Here is a 16,151-nt window from a genome sequence, read left to right as displayed (position 1 = left end):
TCCGGAGTCGGGAAAGCACCCATCCCAAGAAGGCTCAACAGCCTCTGGGCGCCTGGACACCGGCGGACCGTATGACTCTTACCGTTTGCGGGATCTGCCCCGGAGTCGCTTTGGATGGAGCCGGGTCCATTCCAGTACTTCATTGCGATCGCGCACAGGGACTGCTTTTCGCGCTCCGCGCAGCCGCTGTATGTGGCGCATCCGGGCGTTTCCCTTTTCCGCCAATGAACCCTACATCGGCGCCTTCCAGACCTGCTTCATCACACGCAGCCAGTTTTCGCCCATGACCAGACCAATATCCGAGTCGGAATAGCCCTTGCTCAAGAGCGCATCCACCACTTCCGGCATGGCGTCCAACTCCACCTGCTTCATATCGCTGCGCGTGTAGCCGCCCTCTGGCGGCAGCTTGTCTGCGTGGGCCGCAGCGTCGGCTGTGATCGCAGGCAAATCGACGATGTAGTCAAGTCCCAGACCGACATGTTCAGGCCCGACCAACTGAGCGATGTAGTCGATCTGTTCGGCGAACTTCGAAGGCGACGCGTCATCGTCTCCGGTGAAGATCGAAAGGCCCGTCAGCCCGAACACGCCGCCGCTGGCTGCCACAGCCTTGATCTGATCGTCTCGGTAGCAACGCGGATGTTGGTGGATGTTCCATATGTTGCCGTGGCTGCAGATCACCGGGCGATCGGAGTACTCAATGGCCTCCATGCACGAGCGATAGCCGGCATGGGCAACGTCCACCAGCATCCCGACTCGGTTCATCTCAGTGATCAACGTTCGCCCGAATCGGCTGAGCCCACCCTCACCCAGTTCGTGGCATCCATCCGCCACGAAGTTCTTCTGGTTGTAAGCCAGCAGCATGTGGCGGATCCCGAGCTTGTAGAAGACTTCCACCATCGAAAGGTCCCGACCGACCGGAACAGATCCTTGAAAGTGAAAGCCCACGGCAAGCTTGCGCTCGTTCCTGGCCCGATGGATGTCGTCCACCGTGTTGACGAGCAAGCAGAGATCGCTTTGGTCAAGGAAGAACTTCCGGTACGCCGCGATGGCCTGGATCGCACCGATCGTGTCGCTGTTGTCGGCCACCAGCGTGAAGGACACGAAGGTAAAGCCCTCGTCAATGAGCCGTGAAACGAATGCGTCCTTGAGCCGCTGGTCCGCGGGAGCGCAGAAGGGTGACGTCATGTCGCACACGAGCAGGCGGGAATACAGTTCTCGCGCTTGGTCCGAAGCAGCAGGTTTCATTGCGCTGGATGAATTGGGCATGATTTTTCTTTGGGAGGTGAAGGGATGGGGCATCGGTGTCCTGCCCACGCTGATCCTCAGACCTTGAAGTCCGAGCCGGGTCGATGCAGCACAACCAGAAAGATCCAGAACACGGCCGTCACAGCAACCACGTAGAAGGCAGGCACGAGAGGGGTTCGGAACGCATTCAGCATGACGGTGATCGCATACAAGGAGAACCCCCCAAAGATGGTTGCGCTCAAGTTGTATGAGATCGCCATGCCTGTGGAGCGAAGTTCAGGCGGAAAGAGATAGGCCATTAACTTTGGATAGACCGCATTGGAGGCCGACGTCACAGTGGTGAAGATAGCCGAGCAGATGATGAACTTCGCCGTCGTTGGCCCGGAGGTCATCCAGATATAGAGCGGTACGATCATCACGATCAGTACGGCAAGGCTGATGTACAACTGCCTTTTCGCGCCCAGCCTGTCAGCAACCATTCCCAGCAGCGGTGTGAGGACCGTCCCGATGGCGCCACAGACCAACAGGGCCAGAAACGGAACATCGGCCGGCAGCCTGAGTTCGCGCACGGCGTAGGTGGGCGCATACACAAGAAGAACGTATTGAACCGACGTGCCGATCGCCGCCAGAGACAGCGCGACCATGAGTGCACGGCGGTGCTCTCTGAGAACGACTCGAAGCATCTCCATGGTTCCCCGGTCGCCAGCGTTTCTTTCGAACACTTCTGATTCCGGCAGGTATCTCCTGATGTAGTAGCCGACCGGTGCAATCAGCAGGCCAAATGCGAAGGGAACGCGCCATCCCCAGCTGTCTCTGGATTCCGGTGACATCACCTGCGTCATGAGCAGTCCGACAAGCGCTGCCATGACGGTTGCAAGCAACGGGCCGCTGCTGTAGAGGCCACTGTAGAGGCCTCGTTTCTTTGCCGGAACGGACTCCAGAAGGTAGGTCGCGGCGCTGGCGAACTCGCCGCCCGCAGAGAGCGCCTGGAGTATGCGCGCGATGACCATCAACACGGTGGCCGTCACCCCGATGGAAGCGTAGGAAGGGACGAAGACCATGATGAGCATCGACACGGTCATCGACGCCATGATGAAGCTCAGCGCAGGACGTCGCCCAAAGCGGTCGGCATACAGACCGATCAACACACCACCGAGAGGCCTCACGACGAAGGAGAGGGCGAATGTCGCGAAGGTCGAAAGGAGTGCTGCTGCGTCATCGCCGGCTGGGAAGAACTGCTTGGCAATGAAAACCGCCAGAAACCCGTAGACGATGAAGTCGTACCACTCCAGCGCGTTGCCGATGATGGCGGCGATGAGCGCCCTTTTCTTGTGGGTCGCTTGAGCGGACTCTTCCGATCCCTGCACTCGCACTTGCAGCGGGGCAATGTCTTCTATATCCACAGATTTCATGACAGCAGATCGCATTCCTGAGATGGGGACCACGCGCTTTTCCCCCGAACAGTCGAACTGTCGCTGTGGGCAGGCTCGGCGCTTGATGGTCGACTTGCAGAGGCTGCATGGTACGTTTCAATCTTGCATAAAACAATAAGCATTTAACGCAACATGTATAGGGTTTACGTGCCCCCGCGACGCTGTGAATACAATGCGCGGAAGATGGCCACTTCCCCAAACAAATCCCGGCGCGTCGTCAGAACCCAGGCGGAGCGCAGCGAAACGACCCGGCGCCGCATCCTGAATTCAGCGATATCGCTGATTCGGCGGCAAGGCTTTCAGAAAGCCAACCTGCAGAACATTGCGTCCGGCGCGAAAGTCACGCTCGGTGCGTTGCAGCATCAGTTCGGAACGCGGCAGGCGCTGCTAGAGCAGGTTGTGGAAGAGGTGATGGCACCACTCTCTGACAAGGGGCCTGTGTGGCCGGATTCAGCGATCCCGCTCAATGAGCGCGCCGCAGAGTTCGTGGAACGCGCATGGCAGCACATCTACGGAGCAGACTCTTATGTGGCTGCCTGGGGAGTGTTCTTCGGCTGTAAGTCCATTCCCTCGCTTTTCAAGCGCATCGATGCGAAACGACAGGCGGAGGACCCGGTATCGTTCGCGCATTTCCTGGCGCTCTTCCCTGAGATCTCCGCGAACCATCGCGACCCCGAAGGGTTCGCCGAAATGGTGTTCTCCACGCTTCGCGGGATCGCAGTGTTCAAGTTGTTTCCGGTGCCGGAAAAATCCATCGCCCCCCAACTCGAATGCCTTGCCGGGATGATCGTTGCCGCAGGCCAGGAGAGGCCGCCGAAGACGGGCAAGTCGTAGCCTTCCCGGCGCGCGCCCAGTCCTAATTCGTCACGAAGAAGAGCCGGGCTTGGCGCCCGAAGTATCTGACCGTGGTCCCCCTGCCGATTTCGATCACATCGCCGGGGCGACCTTCGACGCGTTCTCCGTCGCCGGTCTCGACGCCGAAGACGCCCTCCAGCACCAGGATGATTTCGTCATAGGCGAGCGTCTTCGGCTCACAGGTTGCCTCGTGCCAGCGACCAAAGCCGCAGGGAAGCGCAGCGCTTTCGCTGTCCGCAACCGCCCAAGAGATTTCGGCCACGCCATCGGATGCGCCCCCGCGCGCCTCGCAGGTGATGGTGTGTCCCGGGATGAGGCGAAGAGAAGTCATTCAGGTGCTCCGTGTGAGAAAAGTGAGGAATCGTGCAGCCCCTGACACGTCGACGATAGCGATGACGTCATCGTTCGCCTCGCCCGGTCCACGCGCCATAGGAAAGGGCCAAGCTGACGCCGATGTCGCGCAGCGGGCGCGGAGGGATGTAGCCGGCCGTTCCTTGAGAGAGAAAATCCGCCATCAGAGAATGATCCTGGCCAACGGCGAGGTCCGCGATGAACATACCCGCCGCGGTGTGCCGCACAATGCCGGACCCGTTGCAGCACGAGGCGGCAAACGAACGCGGTCCTACGCGACCGAATGCGGGCGCGTGGTTGTGCGACACGGCAAGCCAGCCAGCCCACGAGTGCTCCAGCTCGATCGGGCCGAGCTGAGGAAATCGCCGACGCAGGAGCGCCAGATGGGTCTCTCGGGCCTTCGCGCGACGGGCGTCAGTGGTGCGCAATGAAGGCGAGTACTCGAATCCCTGGCGAATCATCAGCCGACCCTCTCGCGTCAGTCTCATCGTCGATCCGGTCATGCCATGCGCCGGCGTCACGCCCCAGGTCGACTCGCTGCCGAGTTGGCCGAGTTGTGTATCGGTCAACGCGGGCGTCAAGCTCGCGAACAGCAATATCGGAATCTGACGCGCCCTATAGACGCCGAAGGACTGCGAGAAGGCGTTGACCGTGAGGATGAGGGCGCTCGCGCGAATCCGGCCGGACGGGGTCCGCACGCCGGGCGTCCGGCCGCAGATGTCTGCCTCGATCACTGGTGAGTTTTCGAAGAGCCTGACCTGGGGAGGAAGGCTGTCGGCAAGCCCGCGGACAAGACTCGCAGGATTGACGAGGTAGGTGCCCGGGGTGTGAATGGCCGCGCCGTAGTAGGCGGTGCCCAGCGCTTCTCGCAACTCGTTTCGATCGACCCATCGGTACGGCTCTTGCCAAGCCCTGAGATTGGCCTCATACGTCGCAAGGGAGTGCTTTGCAACCTCATCCGTCACCGCAACGTGGTATCGCCCACGCTTCTCCCAGCCGCAATCGATGCCGTGCGCCTTGACCAGGCGATCCAGTTCGTCGAGGGCAAAGCGTCCCACGCGGATCGCGCGGCGGCCTTGCTCTGTCCCATGTTCCGACGTCCCTGGTGCATGCGGAAGATCGATCGCAAAGCCAGAGTTCCGGCCGGAAGCGTTTTCCCCGACCACGCCGGCTTCGACAAGCGCGATAGATGCGTTGGGCTGGAGCCGAGCAAGTTGCCGGGCTGCAGCGACGCCCGCATACCCTGCCCCGACCACCAACCAGTCAAAGTCCAGCTCGCCCTGTACCGCGGCGCTCGCCCTTCGCGGCGGCAGCAATGCGCTCCATCCATTGCTTTGATCTTCTGCGGGCAAGCGCCCAATGCGAATCGACATGCCGAATTCCTGAGTAGGCCCCGCAATGCGGCCCCGGTACCCTAAGACCGTGGGTGTGCGTCGACCGGAGGTTACATTGCAATAAGCATGTAATGTATATCTAATAGCTACGAGCATGCAATCGCAGCTTTTACTGGCGCATGGCGTTGCTGCATAGCCGAATCCGACGCCAGTACTGCCGAGTCGCGCGCTCACAAGCGATCACCACATCAGCGGCGCCCAGAACGCGTGCCAGGGCCTGCCGCCAAGCCAGGCTCAGGATTGGCGAGTGATTTCAACTTGCGCAGCGCGGTCGATCCGCGGCTGCAGCGCGGCGAAGAATCCATCCATCGTCTGCTCATCCAGGTCGACGGCCTTCGCCCGTCCGCCTGCCACCACAGTGGCGTCCTCGATGCCGATAACGCCGAGGAGATTCCCAAGGTATTGCGTTGCGATGTCGCGATCCTGGATCGGCGATCCCTCGGTGAAATCGGGCGATATGCTGCCCCGTCCGATTCGAAAAGCTCCCCCTTGGAGGTAGCACACCAGTGGAGATCGAAGTTCGCGCTCAAGTTGAGCCAAGCTTGGGAGCGAGATGGTGGAGACGATCTCACCTGCATTCCGCGCCAGGCGTGGTTCTGAAGGAGAACGGCATCTTCTTCGTCGACGTCGCGCCGCGCTACGAGGCGTGTGAAGGGGACGGCGGCGCGCCCCTTGTGGTCGGACACGACGAGCAACTGGAGCGCTGCGCGCGCAACGCGCAGGAACTTTTTCACGAAGTCCGCGCAGCCTGGCGGCCGCATGACTGGACTGGTACGGGTCTCTAGGAATACACCGACCAGCGCGCGATATCGCCGCGTGCCTCAGCCGTGGAGCTTCGTCGCGATGGTCGCGACGTGGCGGCCCTGGAACTCCGCCATGCCCAGCTCCTGCTCGCCAGGCAGGCGCTCGCCCCGGCCACCGACGAGAGTTGCCGCTCCGTACGGGCTGCCGCCTTTGATCTCATCGATGCCCATCTGGCGCCTCTCGGCATAAGGCAGGCCGACCACGACCATGCCATGGTGCAGCAGGGTCGGGAGGAACGTGAGGATGGTGCTCTCCTGGCCGCCGTGCTGGGTTGCCGAGGAGGTGAACACGGATCCCACCTTTCCAACGAGTGCACCCTTCATCCAGAGCGGTCCCGTCTGGTCGATGAAGGTGCGCATCTGTGCGCTGACGTTGCCGAAGCGGGTGGGAGCGCCGAAGACGATCGCGTCGTAGTTGGCGAGTTCTTCCGGCTCAGCGAGCGCAGCGGTCTGGTCGGCCTTGCCACCCGCTCCGCGGAACACCTCCGGGGACATCGTTTCGGGCACCCGCTTCAAGTCCACGACGGCGTCGGGAACGCTACGCGCGCCGCGGGCGACGGCTGCCGCCATGGCCTCGATGTGGCCGTAGAAGCTGTGGTAAAGGACGAGGACTTTTGCCATCTTGATTTCAGATATTCGGTGATTCGTTGGGAAAGGCCGCCAAAGCATTGGCCGCAACCCGGCGGCAACGTGGCCGGATCGGCAACGGTGCGACAAAGAAATGCGGGTGAATTGGCGCGGCGCGAGCCCGAAGCTCTACTTCTTCAGCGCGGCCTGGGGCGTGTTGCGGAAGCTGATCGCCATGCGGTTGTAGGTGTTCATCAGACCGATTGCCAGGGTGAGGTCCACCAATTCCTTCTCGGCGAAGACGTCGCGCGCGGCTTCGTAGTCTTCATCCGGCACGCCGGTGTCGGCGACGCGCGTCACCGACTCTGCCCAGGCGAGTGCGGCCCGCTCCCGCGGGTCGAAGAGATCGCCGGCCTCCCGCCATGCCTGCAGCAGCGCGAGTTTCTCGATCGGCAAGCCCTTCTTCAGCAAGTCGCGCGTGTGCATGTCCAGGCAGAACGCGCAGTTGTTGATCTGGGACACGCGCAGGTAGACGAGGTCCACGAGTGCCGGCGAGAGGCCGCTCTGCGATACGTAACCATAGAGGGTGCCCAGCGCCTTGGCGCCAGCGGGAGCGAGTTGGTTGTAGTCGAGACGCATGGTCATGGTTTGCTCTCTGAAGATTCGGTTGAGGTGGTGGGAGTCGTGAGGGGGGTGTCCCCGGTGTCCAGCACGAAGACGGCGAGCAGCTTGGCAGGCTCGCTCTTGCTCGCGTTGCGGCTGACGACATGTCTTGCGCCCGGGGGCTCATAAAAGCTTTCCCCCGCATGCAGGACCTGCACCGGGCCGTCGTCGATCCGAGATTCGATTGCGCCAGAAACGACGTACGCGTAGATGAATGCGGACTTCGCATGCAGGTGCGGACGCGACGCGGCGCCCGGCGCGTAGTCCACCACGACCGAGATGAGCGACTTCCCGGGAATGTTGGGGATGGCTTGCCGGAACGCGGGGGTGACCTTCTCGGTCGTTTCATGGGCCGGTGCGGAAGCGGAAGCGGACGCGACTGCGCCGATCGTGGCCGCCGCGACGCAGGCGAGCAGTGTGTTCTTCAAGTGAGTGCTCCTGGGTTCATTCGGGAAAGCCGACCATGCGAGCGAAATCCTGCACGCGCTCGCGCGGCATGGCCGTCTGGTTGACGGGTGCATCTGGATCGCCGTAGCCCATGGACATGCCGAAAGCCGTCACTTCCTCTGGTGCCATGCCAAGATGCGAGGCAATCACGTCATGGAATGGGGCGAAGGACACCTGCGGGCAGGTGTCGATGCCCCGCGCTTTGGCAGAGATCATCAGGTTTTGCGCGAAGAGGCCGAGATCAATCCAGCTGTGCGGCTTCAGGCGGCGGTCGATGCTGAAAAGAAGGCCGACCGGTGCGCCGAAGAACGAGAAGTTCCGCTCGGACTGGCGGGCGCGTGCTTCCGCGTCGCTGCGTTCAATACCCAGGGATGCGTAGTACCGTGCGCCGAAGTCCTGCAGCCTGGCGCGAAACACCTCGGGCAGCGGCTCGGGGAAGTGCGCGGGCGCGGGAGCCGTCCCGGATCGCGACGCCGCGACCAGCGCCGCAGCCAAATGCTCCTTGGCCGATCCGGTCACGACATACACCCGCCAAGGTTGGACATTGGCGCCGCTCGGTGCGGTGGCCGCATCCGCCAGGATCTCGCCCACCAGCTTGCGATCGAGCGGCTTCTGCTTGAAGGCACGCACGGCGCGGCGGGAACGCACGACACTCGCCACACATTGCGCGACGGCCTCCTGGGCCCATTCACGTGTGTTCGTGGTCATGGCTTAGTCCTGCGGCGCGGCGTGATAGGAAATCCGTCCCGAGGGCAGGAAGAAAAGCGCGATGACGGCACCCTCCTTGGCTTCGGGATAGTGCTGGCTGCCGGGCGAGGGCGCGGTCCACCCGCCGAAGCACCAGCCGTTCGGACCGTTCAGGGCTGCACCGGGCGTGACGGGCACAACCATGTTGAATTCGCCGTAGGGGTGGCCATGGTATTGGCCGCGGAACCGGCGATCGGGATGGCCCTGCTCGTTCCCAGTGCTGTCCATGTACACCGCGGTGATGCTGAAGTGCAGGGTCCTGTCCGAAGGTTCGGCGATGCGGCTGCGACGGTAGTGCGGGCCGTCGATCTCCACGTTCGCCGCCCAGCCGTCTTCAATACCCTTCTGCACCAGGCGCGCGAGCGTCTGGTAGAGCTCGCTGTCGGGGCCGTACTTCTGGTTCAGCCAGCGCTCGACTTCGGTACTCGCCGTCATGTGCTTGACTTCTTCGAGGAAGGGAATGCAGCGGTCGATCAAGGCCTCGCGGTCCTGGATGAGTGTTTCGTTGATCATGGGGTGAGTTCCTGATTGGCTGGTTCCGATGATGGGCGACCCTCTCTGGAAACGAAACTGATCTCTCTGCAAGCCCATAATGCACGGCGTTCATTGGCTGGAGGACGAACATGAGCATTGGCCGGACCGACCTCAACCTGCTCAAGGTCTTCGATGCGGTGTACGAGGAACGCAACCTGGTCCTCGCGGGCAAGCGGCTGCACCTGTCGCAGTCGGCGGTGAGTCACGCGCTCGCCAGGCTTCGTGAACTGGTGGGGGACGAGCTCTTCATGCGCACAGGAAAAGGCATGATCCCCACCGGCCGTGCCGCAGCCATGGCCCCTGCCCTGCGCGACTCCCTGCGGCGGATCGAGGCCACATTGGGCGTCGAGCCCTTCTCTGCGCAGCAGTCCACGCGGCGATTCGTCATCGCCGCGAATGACCACCTCACCGCAGTCATCGTGGCGCCGCTCTCGCGCGAGCTGCAGCGCTCGGCGCCGGGCGTGGACCTCGTCATCCGTCCTTTCACTCGGCTCGACCTCGCCGAGCAGATCGACCTGGGCCGCATCGACATGGCCGTCGGCATCTTCTCGCAGGTGCCTGGCCGGTTGAACTCCCGCACGCTCATGTCGCAGGGTGAAGCGATCCTGATGCGCAAGGGGCATCCCGCTTCGCGTCGCAAGCTCACGCTGCGGGACATGGCGAAATTTCCTCTCGTGACGCTTTCCGTCGGAGGCGAGGAAGAAGGCGCGGTGGGCGGCTTCATTCTGGAGCGCGGCCTAGCGCGGCAATCCGAGATGTTCGACCGCCACGCGTTGGAGGAGGCGCTGCTTGCGGTGCAGGAGGCCCCGCGCGCGCGCGTGACAGTGCCGCACTCGCTGGCGATTCCCGCCCTGCTGCGCGAGACCGACATGCTGTCCATTGTGCCCGCCTCGCTCGCCATAGCGCTGGCCAAGAGCAGCGACCTGCTGCGACGGCAACCCCCTTATCAGGCAGGAACGTCGACGATCCGCGCGGTCTGGCACCGCCGCGACGATCACGACGAAGGCCATGTGTGGCTGCGCGACGTGGTGGCGGCAACAGCACGTCTTGCCGAGGAGGCGCTCGACTAGCATCGCAAAAGGCAAGTTGCACGGTATGCAATTTGCCCTTGCAAAGTCTTCAGTTCCAGCGCTCGCGCCGTCCGACCATGATTCGGTCATACCAATCATTGAGTGAAGCGAGACGCGGAATGGACGCAATCAATCGGCGCGCTTTTGTGCGCATGACACTGGCCGTGCCGGCCGCGGGCTGGCTTCTGCCGGCGTTGTCCCAGACGGGCGTGGGCAAGCTGCTCGTCGGCTATCCCCCGGGGGGAACCCTCGATACGACAGCACGTCACCTGACGGAGGGCTGGCGCAGGCAGGGGCGCCAGTACATCGTTGACAACCGGGCGGGGGCCGCCGGCCGTATTGCCAATGGACAGTTGAAGCGCGAGCGAGCCGACGGCAGTGTGCTGCTGTGCACGCACGCATCCGCGCTCACGATCTACCCACACGTCTATGCAAAGCTCGCCTACGATCCAGCGGCAGACTTGGTGCCGGTGTCGCCAGTGGTCACGGCGACCTGTGCGTTTGCCGTGAGCAACGCTTCGCCGGCCAGCGTTCACGACCTGCAGACGTATGTCGAATGGGTGCGTCGCACGCCGAGCGCTGCCACCTTTGCGTCGCCCGCTGCCGGCTCCTTCGCGCATTTTCTTGGATACCAGCTCTCCGACACTGCGGGCCTGAAGCTGCAACACGTGGGCTATCGCGGTTCCGCTCCGGCGATTCAGGACCTGATCGGCGGGCAGATCCCCGCGTACTTCGGGTTCGTTGCCGACTTCCTGCCTTACCTGCAACAGGGCAAGATCAGGATCCTGGGTGTCTCCGGCGAGAAGCGCTCCGCCTTCCTGCCAAAGGTACCCACCTTCATCGAGCAGGGATACCCAAAGGTCGTCGGCGTGGAGAACTATGGGATCTTCGCGCCACCGGGGACCTCCGAGTCGACCGTGCAGGCGGTGCACGCATCCATCGTTGCCGCGACCAAGGATCCGGCGCTGCGCTCGGCATTGGAGCAGATCGGCCTGGAAACGCTGACGCTTTCGCCCGGCGAGTATGCGAAGCAGCTGGCGTCCCAGCGGGAGTTCTGGCGTCCCATCGTGCAGGCTTCCGGTTTCCGCTCCGAGGACTGACATGGACACGGTGAACTGCACGCAGGCGGAGATTGCGCGCTGTATCGACCGGGTGCTGCAGTCACGCCGGTCCACGCGCGCATACCGACCGGACCCGATCGCGGCAGAGACGGTGCTCGAGATCCTCGATGCCGCCGCGACGGCGCCCAGCAATTCGAATACGCAGCCATGGCGCGTGCACGTGCTGGCGGGCGCCGCTCTGCGCGAACTGGGCGACGCGCTGGTCGCGAGCTTCAGAGAAGGAAGTCTGCCCCCGTCGCCCCATTTTCCGGATTCGCTGCCGCAGGAATTCAGCGAGCGACAGGCCGACTTCGCGACGCGCTATTACAGCTGTCTCGGAATCGACCGGCAGGACGCCGCCGCGCGCGCCGCACAGACCGAGAAGAACTTCCACTTCTTCGGTGCGCCGGTCGGCCTGCTCTTCAGCATTGACCGACGCCTGACGGCTCACAGCTGGCTCGACCTGGGTCTGTTCCTGCAGAACGTGATGATCGCTGCCGGAGCACGCGGCATCGCCACGTGCCCGCAGGTCTCGTTCGCACGCTTCCATCCCGTGATCGCTCCCTACCTGGGCATGTCCCCGGACCACCTGACCGCTTGCGGCATGTCCATGGGCTTGGCCGAAACGGCGGCGGCGGTGAACCAGGTCCGCATGCCGCGCCAGGGTGCGCGCGAGTTCGCGCAGTTCGTCGGCTTCGAGCCTGCCGCGCCTGCCCTCGCGGCGACCGGACTCACTCCACGAACTGCTGCCGGTTCTTGCGCGGACTTGCGCTGAGCCGCCGGCTGAAGGCGCGGCGCAAGGCCTCCACGTTCGCGTCGCCAACGTCTGTCGCCAGCGGCGGCCCGCGTCGTTGCGCGCCTTCTTCTCACCGCGATTGGGACGCTCCTGAGCCTTCAGCCGCATCATCCCTGCCACTTCGACGCGTAGATGACTGCGCACATGTCTACCCGCTGGAAGCGCGGGTCCTTGTGCGCGAGGAAGTCGTCATTGAAGGTGCCGGTGGTGCTGGCGGGGCGGTGCTTCATGCCTTGGTAGAAGGCATCGATGATCCTGCTCTTGAAGTCGTCCTCGCGGGGAAAGGCCGCGAGCACTGCCTGGCGTTCCGCGTCCGTGAACTCATCGTATCCCCGCCCGGCAACGTCCATGCCCGCACCTGTTTGGACCAGGGCGATCTCCGCTTGCATGAACTGCGGGATGCCGGGGGTGCTGTGCAAGGCCACGGCGTTCCAGACCGTTTCGATGTCCGCCTCGGAAATGCCATGGCTGCGGAGGAAATCACCCGCCGCATTCGCGCCGTCCACTTCGAAGCGAAGCTCACTGTTCTCGTACTTGGCCGTCAGGCCGATGTCGTGGAACATCGAGGCGGCGTAGAGCAGTTCGGCGTCGTACTTCAGCGCTTTGCGGCGGCCCGCCAGGCAGCCCCAGCAGTAGCAGCGCAAGGAATGGTTGTAGAGCAGGTCGCTCTCGGTGTCGCGAACGAACTCTGTCAGCTCGCGAGCGAGCTGACTGTCTGGGATGCGTATTCCGGAAACTTCTCTCGGAGTCATGACTTTCCTCGACGGAGGGTAACGGTCGCAGTGGACGTCGTTGCCGTTGCAACTCACCGAAGTGGTCGCCCGGCACCGCGATGGCGTCATCATCCGCGGCCAAGGCACGGGATGGAACTGAACTCTGTGCAAGAACAGGTTGCAGGCGGCTCAAGTCATCGGCACGGCCGATTTCACCTCCGCATGCGGACCGTACCCCGGTATCGTTGAGGACACGCGCACGATCGCCCCTACGCCCGCAATCTGCGGAAGCAGCTGCTGCATCAGGACGTACACGTCGTTGAAATTGACGTCTGTGAGCGCATCGAACACGCCTACTTCCGTCTCGCCGAGTTCACCCTGTCCATTTGGCCCACGATGTTGATTTCCATGCGACCCTGACCCCCGATTCCATCGATATTGACCCACCCTATTTGCGAGCCAGCCGGCTCACGGTCTGGATAAGTTTCTGAGTTTCTCCTTCTTTGGTTGGACTGCCTGAACGAGTTGAGCCGAGCTGTGCTCGAAGCGGAAGCCGTCGTTTCCGGTCTCCAGAATATGGCAGTGATGCGTGAGCCGGTCCAGCAGCGCCGTCGTCATCTTCGCGTCGCCGAAGACGCTGGCCCACTCGATGAAGCTCAGGTTGGTGGTGATCAGGAAGGCTATGACCCAAACGCGACGCTGCTTACGTGACGGGATGCGGCCGAGGCTGTGTAGAAACGCACGACGCCGTCATGTGAACGAAGACGTGCTGAGATCAGCGGACTTCTTCGGTGCCGATATGCGTCCGAGACCGACTATGAAGGTCTCAAGGCGCCTTATCGAAGCGTGAACCAGAGTCTGAAGAGACTTACGCCCCGCCAGCCGCATCCCCTTCATCATTTTCGCAATCCCCAACACGCTCATCGCCCGCTTGAGGTTGTACGCAAGCACATGCAGACTCATCTCCGTCCCAACACGTGCCATCGTCTTCATCATGAAGTGCGTTGAGCCCATCCAGTGCTTCAGTGTTCCGAACACATGCTCGATGGTTGATCGTCTCAATGTCATCGCATTGGGCTTGCGGTCCAAGCACTGCTGCATTCGGTCGATCACTGCTTCGTGCTCCCAGCGCCGGATGCGTCGAACAGATGAGGTGGTGCACTGATCTCTCAGGGGCACAGTTTGGACAGGCACTGGGCCAGTAGAGACGCAATTCCAGGTTGTCCTCCAACCTGCTGAACCGGAAGATGGCTCGCTGACCGGCGGGGCAGGGGTATTCATCGTCTTTCGCGATGTAGCCTTCGCGTTGGAAGTCATCGGCTTGGGAACAAAGGCACTGATTCCCGCATCCTCACAAGCGTTGATCTCCAGGCTGTTGAAGTAGCCGCGGTCGGCAAAGGCCTGCAGCTTGGTCTTGCCCATTGCCTCGCGTGCGGCCACTGCCCTCTTGGTTAGCTGCGTTCGGTCATTGCCGATGTTCGTGACCTCGTGAGCGACGATGAGGTGGTGCTTGCCGTCGACCGCTGTCTGGACGTTGTAGCCAACGATGCCTGGGCTCTTACCGGACTAGAGCATCGAGCGCGCATCTGGATCCGTCAATGAGCGCTGCTGCCCTGGCTCGCTCTTGAGTTGTTCCTTTGTCTCGTCGAGCTGCCGCATCTGTTCGCGCAGCTTGGCTAGCTTCTCCTGCAGGCGATCCGTCTTGGCTTCGAAGTCGGCGGACTGGATGCGATCAGCAGCCTCCAATGCATCGAGGTAAAGCTGGATGCACTGCTCGATCTACTCTTTGCGTGCATCGATCTTGCCCGGTGAGAAATTGCGGTCGAGGCTGTTGACGGCCTTGAACTTGCTGCCGTCGATGGCCACGACGGCTTGCGAGAAGAGCTTCATATGCCGGCACAGCACAATGAAGCTGCGGCATGCGTTGCGGCTGCCCTTGCCGTTGTCGCGGCGGAAGTCGGCGATGGTCTTGAAGTCCGGCGCGAGCCGGCCGGTGAGCCACATCAGCTCCGTTGCGCTGCGCTTCGCGCTCCAAGCGCCGGCTCGGTTGAATGCGGTTCAGATAGCCGTAGGTGTAGAGCTTGAGCAGAACCGACGGATGGTATCCAGGGCGACCAGTTATTGCAGGATCGGCGCCTTCGAAGCCGAGAACACCCAGATTCAGTTCGTTGACGAATGCATCGACGATGCGCACCGGGTTGTCTTCGCCGATATAGTCATCCAGGCATTCCGGCAACAACATGCCCTGATGTCGGTCTGCGCCTTCGATGAATCGCTTCACGGGCCACCTCGCTGGGAACGGGCGCCTCATTTTATTTTTGGATCGGCGTTTGAAGAAGCGTTTTCACACAGCCTCGGCCCGAAGGCGATTTCCGAAAGAGACAAGAAGCGGCCGATCAAGAAGTGGCTGCAACTCCAGCGCGTAGAAGCATCGCCTAAAGGACTGGACTTGGGTGTTCAGGAGTGAGCCCAGGTCGCATCACGTCTTCAACGAATCTGGCAAACGCGCGCGCCTTGGCCGTGGCCAGGCGCCCGGTCGGGAAGACCGCCCACAGGTCGATATCGGGAAGCGACCAGTTCTCAAGCAGACGACGTACCCTGCCATCGGCTAGCTCGGGCGAGAACATCCAGTCCGAGGCTATGGCCAGCCCCATGTCAGCAAGCACGGCGGCGCGGATGCCTTCGGCGGCGCTGAAACGCGCCCTGCCACGCACCAGCACCGACACCTCCGTACCGTCGCGGCTGAAGTTCCACACATTGCTCTGGCTGAACACGATCGTTTCGTGATCGGCCAGGTCTGCGGGTACGAGCGGCACGCCGGCACGCGCCAGGTATTCCTTGGTCGCGAGGACAGAGCGCGGCGAAGAGGCCAGCTTGCGCGCCACGACGCCCGTATCGGCCAATGTCCCCATCCTCAACGAGACGTCGATGCCTTCGGCAATGAGGTCGATCGTGCGGTCGTCCAGCACCACGTCCACCTCGAGGCCAGGATGCTCTGCGAGGAATCGCGGCAGATGCGGGATGACGTGCAAGCGCGCAAACGTTGGGGCCGCAGAGACGCGCAGGCGGCCGGAAAGGCCCGTACCCGCGCCGCGTGCGGCCAGTTCGGCTTCGTCCGCCTCTTGAAGGGCGACGAGTGCTCTCTCGTAGAAGCGCAGACCCGCTTCAGTGGGCGCCAGTCCGTGGGTTGAGCGTAGGAGCAGCTTGACGCCCAGCCGTTGTTCCAGCTGTGCGACGGTCTTCGATACAGCCGGTTGCCCGACTTCCAGCACCCGGGCAGCACGGGAGAAGGAACTGGCCTCGACGACCCGCACAAACGTGTTCATCACCAGAAAACGATCCATTTATTCCTTTCAGGAATAGAGATTATCGCCAGATCATATCTGCCATTCCAACCAGTGGATATCCAAAATCTCGATCAACGTCTTCCAGG

The 16,151-nt window shown here is 62.4% G+C and carries 22 protein-coding genes and 1 pseudogene; 6 read left to right on the top strand and 17 right to left on the bottom strand.

Features of this window, described 5'->3' with window-relative positions:
* Window positions 1-231 precede the first annotated feature (231 nt).
* Window positions 232-1,266, bottom strand: coding sequence for a dipeptidase (locus ACTJLF_RS16715; RefSeq protein ID WP_244164416.1), 1,035 nt, complete (start codon window positions 1,264-1,266; stop codon window positions 232-234).
* A 56-nt stretch (window positions 1,267-1,322) separates the two neighbouring features.
* Window positions 1,323-2,657: an MFS transporter gene (locus ACTJLF_RS16710; RefSeq protein ID WP_019658179.1), complete on the bottom strand. Its 1,335-nt coding sequence runs from the start codon at window positions 2,655-2,657 to the stop codon at window positions 1,323-1,325.
* Between the two features lie 204 nt (window positions 2,658-2,861).
* On the opposite strand from ACTJLF_RS16710, the gene ACTJLF_RS16705 reads away from it, so the two are divergent.
* Window positions 2,862-3,512: a TetR/AcrR family transcriptional regulator gene (locus tag ACTJLF_RS16705; RefSeq protein WP_020723415.1), complete on the top strand. Its 651-nt coding sequence runs from the start codon at window positions 2,862-2,864 to the stop codon at window positions 3,510-3,512.
* Between the two features lie 22 nt (window positions 3,513-3,534).
* Here ACTJLF_RS16705 and ACTJLF_RS16700 read toward each other — a convergent pair whose 3' ends face one another.
* The 3 genes from ACTJLF_RS16700 to ACTJLF_RS16690 form a co-directional block, all read right to left on the bottom strand.
* On the bottom strand, window positions 3,535-3,864 hold the full coding sequence (locus ACTJLF_RS16700) for a hypothetical protein (protein WP_019658181.1): 330 nt from the start codon (window positions 3,862-3,864) through the stop codon (window positions 3,535-3,537).
* Between the two features lie 67 nt (window positions 3,865-3,931).
* Window positions 3,932-5,257, bottom strand: a complete 1,326-nt coding sequence (locus ACTJLF_RS16695) for an NAD(P)/FAD-dependent oxidoreductase (RefSeq protein ID WP_440883528.1) — start codon at window positions 5,255-5,257, stop codon at window positions 3,932-3,934.
* 255 nt (window positions 5,258-5,512) lie between these two features.
* Window positions 5,513-5,782 (bottom strand): hypothetical protein, encoded by a 270-nt coding sequence (locus tag ACTJLF_RS16690; protein WP_019658183.1) that lies wholly within the window; start codon window positions 5,780-5,782, stop codon window positions 5,513-5,515.
* Window positions 5,783-5,868: 86 nt separating this feature from the next.
* Between ACTJLF_RS16690 and ACTJLF_RS16685 the strand changes: the two genes are divergently transcribed.
* Window positions 5,869-6,063, top strand: a complete 195-nt coding sequence (locus tag ACTJLF_RS16685) for a hypothetical protein (RefSeq protein WP_019658184.1) — start codon at window positions 5,869-5,871, stop codon at window positions 6,061-6,063.
* Between the two features lie 36 nt (window positions 6,064-6,099).
* Here the strand turns inward: ACTJLF_RS16685 and wrbA are convergent, their stop codons facing one another.
* The 5 genes from wrbA to ACTJLF_RS16660 all read right to left on the bottom strand — a co-directional run bounded on the left by wrbA (window position 6,100) and on the right by ACTJLF_RS16660 (window position 9,018).
* Window positions 6,100-6,702 (bottom strand): NAD(P)H:quinone oxidoreductase, encoded by a 603-nt coding sequence (gene wrbA, locus ACTJLF_RS16680; RefSeq protein ID WP_019658185.1) that lies wholly within the window; start codon window positions 6,700-6,702, stop codon window positions 6,100-6,102.
* Window positions 6,703-6,837: 135 nt separating this feature from the next.
* Window positions 6,838-7,293 (bottom strand): carboxymuconolactone decarboxylase family protein, encoded by a 456-nt coding sequence (locus tag ACTJLF_RS16675; protein ID WP_019658186.1) that lies wholly within the window; start codon window positions 7,291-7,293, stop codon window positions 6,838-6,840.
* Window positions 7,290-7,739 carry a cupin domain-containing protein gene (locus tag ACTJLF_RS16670; protein ID WP_440883527.1) on the bottom strand — a complete coding sequence of 150 codons (450 nt, stop codon included), beginning with the start codon at window positions 7,737-7,739 and terminating at the stop codon, window positions 7,290-7,292. Before ACTJLF_RS16670 ends, ACTJLF_RS16675 begins: the two co-directional genes overlap by 4 nt.
* 16 nt (window positions 7,740-7,755) lie before the next feature.
* Window positions 7,756-8,466 carry a nitroreductase gene (locus tag ACTJLF_RS16665; protein WP_440883526.1) on the bottom strand — a complete coding sequence of 237 codons (711 nt, stop codon included), beginning with the start codon at window positions 8,464-8,466 and terminating at the stop codon, window positions 7,756-7,758.
* 3 nt (window positions 8,467-8,469) lie between these two features.
* Window positions 8,470-9,018: a 4-hydroxylaminobenzoate lyase gene (locus ACTJLF_RS16660; protein ID WP_126186303.1), complete on the bottom strand. Its 549-nt coding sequence runs from the start codon at window positions 9,016-9,018 to the stop codon at window positions 8,470-8,472.
* 110 nt (window positions 9,019-9,128) lie between these two features.
* On the opposite strand from ACTJLF_RS16660, the gene ACTJLF_RS16655 reads away from it, so the two are divergent.
* From ACTJLF_RS16655 to ACTJLF_RS16645, 3 genes are all read left to right on the top strand, one after another.
* Window positions 9,129-10,109: a LysR family transcriptional regulator gene (locus ACTJLF_RS16655; RefSeq protein WP_440883525.1), complete on the top strand. Its 981-nt coding sequence runs from the start codon at window positions 9,129-9,131 to the stop codon at window positions 10,107-10,109.
* Window positions 10,110-10,228: 119 nt separating this feature from the next.
* Window positions 10,229-11,209: a tripartite tricarboxylate transporter substrate-binding protein gene (locus tag ACTJLF_RS16650; RefSeq protein ID WP_440883524.1), complete on the top strand. Its 981-nt coding sequence runs from the start codon at window positions 10,229-10,231 to the stop codon at window positions 11,207-11,209.
* Between the two features lies 1 nt (window position 11,210).
* Entirely contained in the window at window positions 11,211-11,984 is a 774-nt protein-coding gene (locus tag ACTJLF_RS16645; protein ID WP_440883523.1) for a nitroreductase, read from the top strand.
* A 128-nt stretch (window positions 11,985-12,112) separates the two neighbouring features.
* On the opposite strand, the gene ACTJLF_RS16640 is transcribed toward ACTJLF_RS16645, so the two are convergent.
* The 6 genes and pseudogenes from ACTJLF_RS16640 to ACTJLF_RS16615 form a co-directional block, all read right to left on the bottom strand.
* Window positions 12,113-12,757 carry an HD domain-containing protein gene (locus tag ACTJLF_RS16640; RefSeq protein ID WP_440883522.1) on the bottom strand — a complete coding sequence of 215 codons (645 nt, stop codon included), beginning with the start codon at window positions 12,755-12,757 and terminating at the stop codon, window positions 12,113-12,115.
* 150 nt (window positions 12,758-12,907) lie between these two features.
* Window positions 12,908-13,069, bottom strand: a complete 162-nt coding sequence (locus ACTJLF_RS16635) for a hypothetical protein (RefSeq protein ID WP_440883521.1) — start codon at window positions 13,067-13,069, stop codon at window positions 12,908-12,910.
* Window positions 13,070-13,186: 117 nt separating this feature from the next.
* Window positions 13,187-13,393 (bottom strand): annotated as a pseudogene (locus ACTJLF_RS16630) (ATP-binding protein); the annotation flags it as partial.
* A 75-nt stretch (window positions 13,394-13,468) separates the two neighbouring features.
* The gene (locus ACTJLF_RS16625) at window positions 13,469-14,218 is read right to left on the bottom strand and encodes a transposase (RefSeq protein WP_440883558.1); all 750 of its coding nucleotides are present in this window, start codon (window positions 14,216-14,218) and stop codon (window positions 13,469-13,471) included.
* Window positions 14,219-14,284: 66 nt separating this feature from the next.
* Window positions 14,285-14,464 carry a hypothetical protein gene (locus ACTJLF_RS16620; protein WP_440883520.1) on the bottom strand — a complete coding sequence of 60 codons (180 nt, stop codon included), beginning with the start codon at window positions 14,462-14,464 and terminating at the stop codon, window positions 14,285-14,287.
* Window positions 14,451-14,807, bottom strand: a complete 357-nt coding sequence (locus ACTJLF_RS16615; RefSeq protein WP_440883557.1) for a hypothetical protein — start codon at window positions 14,805-14,807, stop codon at window positions 14,451-14,453. The genes ACTJLF_RS16620 and ACTJLF_RS16615 overlap by 14 nt, the downstream gene beginning before the upstream one ends.
* On the opposite strand from ACTJLF_RS16615, the gene ACTJLF_RS16610 reads away from it, so the two are divergent.
* On the top strand, window positions 14,712-15,185 hold the full coding sequence (locus tag ACTJLF_RS16610; protein WP_440883559.1) for a hypothetical protein: 474 nt from the start codon (window positions 14,712-14,714) through the stop codon (window positions 15,183-15,185). The two genes, ACTJLF_RS16615 and ACTJLF_RS16610, sit on opposite strands and share 96 nt — an antisense overlap.
* Here the strand turns inward: ACTJLF_RS16610 and ACTJLF_RS16605 are convergent.
* Window positions 15,154-16,062 (bottom strand): LysR substrate-binding domain-containing protein, encoded by a 909-nt coding sequence (locus ACTJLF_RS16605; RefSeq protein WP_440883519.1) that lies wholly within the window; start codon window positions 16,060-16,062, stop codon window positions 15,154-15,156. The two genes, ACTJLF_RS16610 and ACTJLF_RS16605, sit on opposite strands and share 32 nt — an antisense overlap.
* Window positions 16,063-16,151: the final 89 nt, after the last annotated feature.

The organism is Variovorax sp. 22077 (genome assembly GCF_052044195.1).
GTDB lineage: Bacteria > Pseudomonadota > Gammaproteobacteria > Burkholderiales > Burkholderiaceae_C > Variovorax > Variovorax atrisoli.
This window is presented reverse-complemented; position numbering and strand designations above follow the sequence as displayed.